Here is a 3990-nt window from a genome sequence, read left to right as displayed (position 1 = left end):
CGTGCTGCCCCGGTTCACACGGTGAGCCGGGGCAGCACGCCTTCGCAGAACAGCCGCAGACTCCGCCGGCCCTCCTCCAACGGCATCCCGCCCACCAGCGGATGCAGCACGAAGGTGTCCACGCCCTGCGCCACGCACTCGTCCGGGGTCAGCACCCGGTACACCCCCTCCGCGCGCAGCTCCTCCACCGTCGTGGCCGCCGAACGCACCGCCGAGCGGACCCCGGCCGGCTGCCAGGAGGCGTAGGTACGGGCCTCGTGCAGGAAGTGGCCGCCGTACTCGGCCCACGTCCGGTCCGGATCCTCGGCGAGGTGCAGCAGCGGGGTCTCGGCGGCCGGCATCAGCACCCAGCCCTCGGTGCCGTACTCCACCAGCCGCTCCTTGTAGTACGCCTCCAGCTCCGGCAGGTGCGCGCTCGGGAAGAACGGCAGGCCGAGCCGGGCGGCACGGCGGGCGGCGGCCCTGGAGGAGCCGCCGACCAGCAGCAGCGGGTGCGGCTGGGTGCCCGGACGGGGAGTGACCCGGACGGTACGGCCCCGATGGTTGAACTCCTCGCCGGTCCAGGCCTTCAGCAGGGTCTCCAGCAGCTCGTCCTGGAGCCGCCCACGCCGCTTCCACTCCACCCCGGCACGGGCGTACTCCTGCGGCCGGTAACCGATCCCGGCGACGGTGACCAGGCGCCCGCCGCTCAGCAGATCGAGCACCGCGATGTCCTCGGCCAGGCGCAGCGGGTCGTGCAGCGGGCCGATCGCCGCCGAGACGGTGACCGTGAGGCGCCGGGTCGCCCCGAGCACGGCGCCCGCGAAGGCGAACGGCGACGGCAGCCAGTTGTTCTCGGCGCCGTGGTGCTCCTCGGTCTGCACGGTGGACACCCCGTGCTCGTCGGCGTACGCGGCCATCTCCAGAGCGGCCCGGTAGCGGGCGCCCAGCTCGGCGGGGGAGGCGCCGGGGGCGACGAGGTTGAAGCGGACGACGGTGACGGGCATGGGGGTCTCCCTTCCGGTGGAGGGGGACCGTAGCTGACGGTGCGTCAGATGGCCAGGGTGACGTGGACCGGTCGGAGAACGCGCTGCCGGCCGGACGGACGGCCAGGCGGACCGGGCGGACAGGCCGGACCGGGCGGACGGACGGGCTGGACCGGACGGACGGAAGGACCGCAGCGGCTCGGCTGGAGCGGCCGGGCGGTTGCTGAACGTGCGAGACACCCTCCCGGGAGCGGGGTCCCGTCGGGGGGAGGGATGGATACTGGACGCGTTATGGACATTGTCATCCTTGCTGTAGTCATCGCCGTGGTCGTGCTCGGTGTGCTCGGCGGGCTCATCGTCGGCAGCCGGCGCAAGAAGCCGCTGCCTCCGCCGCCCCCGGCCGCGCCCGACATCACCGCGCCTCCGGCCGAACCGCACGTCGGCGAAGAGGCCGAGACGCCGCGCGACGAACCGCGCCGCACGATCGAGGAGGTGGACCTCCCGGGCGGTGGCGCTCCCACCGCCGTGGAGGAGCCTCCCACCGTCGAGGCTCCCGGGATCGAGATCCCGGAGCCCACCGCCGGGCGGCTGGTCCGCCTGCGCGCCCGTCTCTCCCGCTCGCAGAACGCCCTCGGCAAGGGGCTGCTCACGCTGCTCTCGCGTGAGCACCTCGACGAGGACACCTGGGAGGAGATCGAGGACACCCTCCTCACCGCCGACGTCGGCGTCCAGCCAACCCAGGAACTGGTCGAACGGCTGCGCGAGCGCGTGCGGGTCCTCGGCACCCGCACCCCCGAGGAGCTGCGCGGCCTGCTGCGCGAGGAGCTGCTCAACCTGGTCGGCACCGACGTCGACCGCACGGTGAAGACCGAGCCCGAGGACCGCAAGCCCGGCATCGTGATGGTCGTCGGCGTCAACGGCACCGGCAAGACCACCACCACCGGCAAACTCGCCCGGGTCCTGGTCGCCGACGGCCGCACCGTCGTCCTCGGCGCCGCCGACACCTTCCGCGCCGCCGCCGCCGACCAGCTGCAGACCTGGGGCGAGCGGGTGGGCGCCCACACCGTGCGCGGGCCGGAGGCCGGCGATCCCGCCTCCGTCGCCTTCGACGCGGTCAAGGAGGGCAAGGAGATGGGGATCGACGTGGTCCTCATCGACACCGCCGGACGGCTGCACACCAAGACCGGGCTCATGGACGAGCTCGGCAAGGTCAAGCGCGTCGTCGAGAAGCACGCCCCGCTCGACGAGGTGCTGCTCGTCCTCGACGCCACCACCGGGCAGAACGGCCTCGTCCAGGCGCGGGTCTTCGCCGAGGTCGTCGACATCACCGGCATCGTGCTGACCAAGCTCGACGGCACGGCCAAGGGCGGCATCGTGGTCGCCGTCCAGCGGGAGCTGGGCGTGCCGGTCAAGCTCGTCGGGCTCGGCGAGGGCGCGGACGACCTCGCGCCGTTCGAGCCGGAGGCGTTCGTTGACGCTCTTATCGGAGAGTGAGCGGCCACCCGACGCGGTGACCGCACACGAGGAAGCGCCCGCCCCCGAGGTGCAGTCGGGGACGGGCGCTTCGTCGTACGGGCGGCCGATCGGCTCGGTACGCGGCGCGTGAGCCAGGGCTAGGTACGCGGCGCGTAGCCCAGGGCTTGGTACGCGGCGCGCGTGAGCCAGGGCTCAGTACGCCGCGCGCGAGCGGTGCGCCACGTACGCCAGCGTGCCGAGCAGCAGCCGGGCCTCCGGCGGGCGGGTCGCGGAGTCCAGCGCTGGCGGGCGCAGCCAGCGCACCGGACCGAGGCCGCCCCGGTCGGACGGCGGCGCCGTGATGAACGAGCCCGCGCCGAGGCCGCGCAGATCCAGGGAGGCCGGGTCGTCCCAGCCCATGCGGTAGAGCAGGTCGGTGAGGTCGGCCGCGGCCCCCGGCGCGACGAGGAACTGGGCGCGGCCCTCCGGCGTGGCGGTCACCGGGCCCAGCGGCAGACCCATGCGCTCCAGCCGGACCAGGGCGTGCCGCCCGGCCGGCTCGGCCACCTCGACGACGTCGAAGGCGCGTCCGACCGGCAGCATCACCGCCGCACCCGGGAACTCCGCCCAGGTCCGGCTCACGTCGTCGAGGGTGGCCCCCGCGGGCACCCGCGGCGCGAAGTCCAACGGGTGCGCACCGGGTGCGCGGCAGTCCGCACGTCCGCAGGAACAGGCGCCGGCCGCGGCGCGCGCCCCCGGTACGACGTCCCAGCCCCACAGGCCGGTGAACTCGGCGACGGCGGTGCACTCGGACGAGCGACCGCGCCTGCGCGCGCCGGAGCGGATCTCGCGAATGCCGCCGATCGTGAAGCCCATGCCCCCTCCAACGGGTCCGACGCACCGATGGTTACGTAGCGGACGCATACGGTGACTCTGCGTACTGACGCCTTCCCGGTGCCACCGGATTCAGGCGGCGCCTCGAAGCAGCCCGGGTGGTGCGGTCGGCCGTTCGCGCCCCGGAGTGCACCGCTCCGCCCGCCCGCCGGTCCTGTGTCAAGTCAATCGCGTACCCGCCACCGTGCGTTCATTCGAAGGGGTGGCGAATGGTGGCGTTTCCGGGATCGCCATGGCTGGGCGCGTGATCGTAGGATTACGGTGAGTGTGCGAGACCCGGGGGCACATGCCTCTGTGGGTATGCCGGAGGCAAGTCGCCTCCCCGTTCGAAGGGTGGGAACCGCCGGACGGCGAGCCGTATTGACCGGCATTCTGATAAGGCTTGGCGCACTCAAGCGAGCAAGTGGTCTCAGGGATGGGGGCGTTCCAGTGAGCGGCAATGGCGGAAGCGGGACGAGTGCGGGAAGCGCCGCGCACGCTGACAAGCGCCCCAACGAGCTGCTCACCTCCTGGTTCGTCCGCAGCGGCTGGTCCAAGGGCGAACTGGCCCGCCAGGTCAACCGCCGCGCCCGCCAGCTGGGCGCCAACCACATCTCCACCGACACCTCACGCGTGCGCCGCTGGCTCGACGGCGAGAACCCCCGCGAGCCCATCCCCCGGATCCTGTCCGAGCTGT

General features: G+C 73.3%; 3 protein-coding genes and 1 pseudogene. 2 read left to right on the top strand and 2 right to left on the bottom strand.

The window, feature by feature from the left end; all coding sequences use genetic code 11:
- Positions 1-14 precede the first annotated feature (14 nt).
- Positions 15-986 carry an LLM class flavin-dependent oxidoreductase gene (locus tag ALMP_RS39830; protein WP_264936884.1) on the bottom strand — a complete coding sequence of 324 codons (972 nt, stop codon included), beginning with the start codon at positions 984-986 and terminating at the stop codon, positions 15-17.
- 270 nt (positions 987-1256) lie between these two features.
- Between ALMP_RS39830 and ftsY the strand changes: the two genes are divergently transcribed.
- Positions 1257-2459, top strand: coding sequence for a signal recognition particle-docking protein FtsY (ftsY, locus tag ALMP_RS39825; RefSeq protein ID WP_264936883.1), 1203 nt, complete (start codon positions 1257-1259; stop codon positions 2457-2459).
- Between the two features lie 174 nt (positions 2460-2633).
- Here the strand turns inward: ftsY and ALMP_RS39820 are convergent, their stop codons facing one another.
- Positions 2634-3296 carry a bifunctional DNA primase/polymerase gene (locus tag ALMP_RS39820; RefSeq protein ID WP_264936882.1) on the bottom strand — a complete coding sequence of 221 codons (663 nt, stop codon included), beginning with the start codon at positions 3294-3296 and terminating at the stop codon, positions 2634-2636.
- Positions 3297-3743: 447 nt separating this feature from the next.
- Between ALMP_RS39820 and ALMP_RS39815 the strand changes: the two are divergent.
- Positions 3744-3990: pseudogene (locus ALMP_RS39815) on the top strand (hypothetical protein); the annotation flags it as partial.

Origin of the sequence: Streptomyces sp. A012304 (assembly GCF_026008495.1) — a bacterium.
Taxonomy (GTDB): domain Bacteria; phylum Actinomycetota; class Actinomycetes; order Streptomycetales; family Streptomycetaceae; genus Streptomyces.
Note: the sequence above shows the minus strand (reverse complement) of the source record. Positions and strands in the feature narration are given on the sequence as shown.

Bases quoted from the DNA above. Each gene is read 5' to 3' on its own strand.
- ALMP_RS39830 (WP_264936884.1), bottom strand. From the start codon at position 986: ATGCCCGTCACCGTCGTCCGCTTCAACCTCGTCGCCCCCGGCGCCTCC.
- ftsY (WP_264936883.1), top strand. From the start codon at position 1,257: ATGGACATTGTCATCCTTGCTGTAGTCATCGCCGTGGTCGTGCTCGGT.
- ALMP_RS39820 (WP_264936882.1), bottom strand. From the start codon at position 3,296: ATGGGCTTCACGATCGGCGGCATTCGCGAGATCCGCTCCGGCGCGCGC.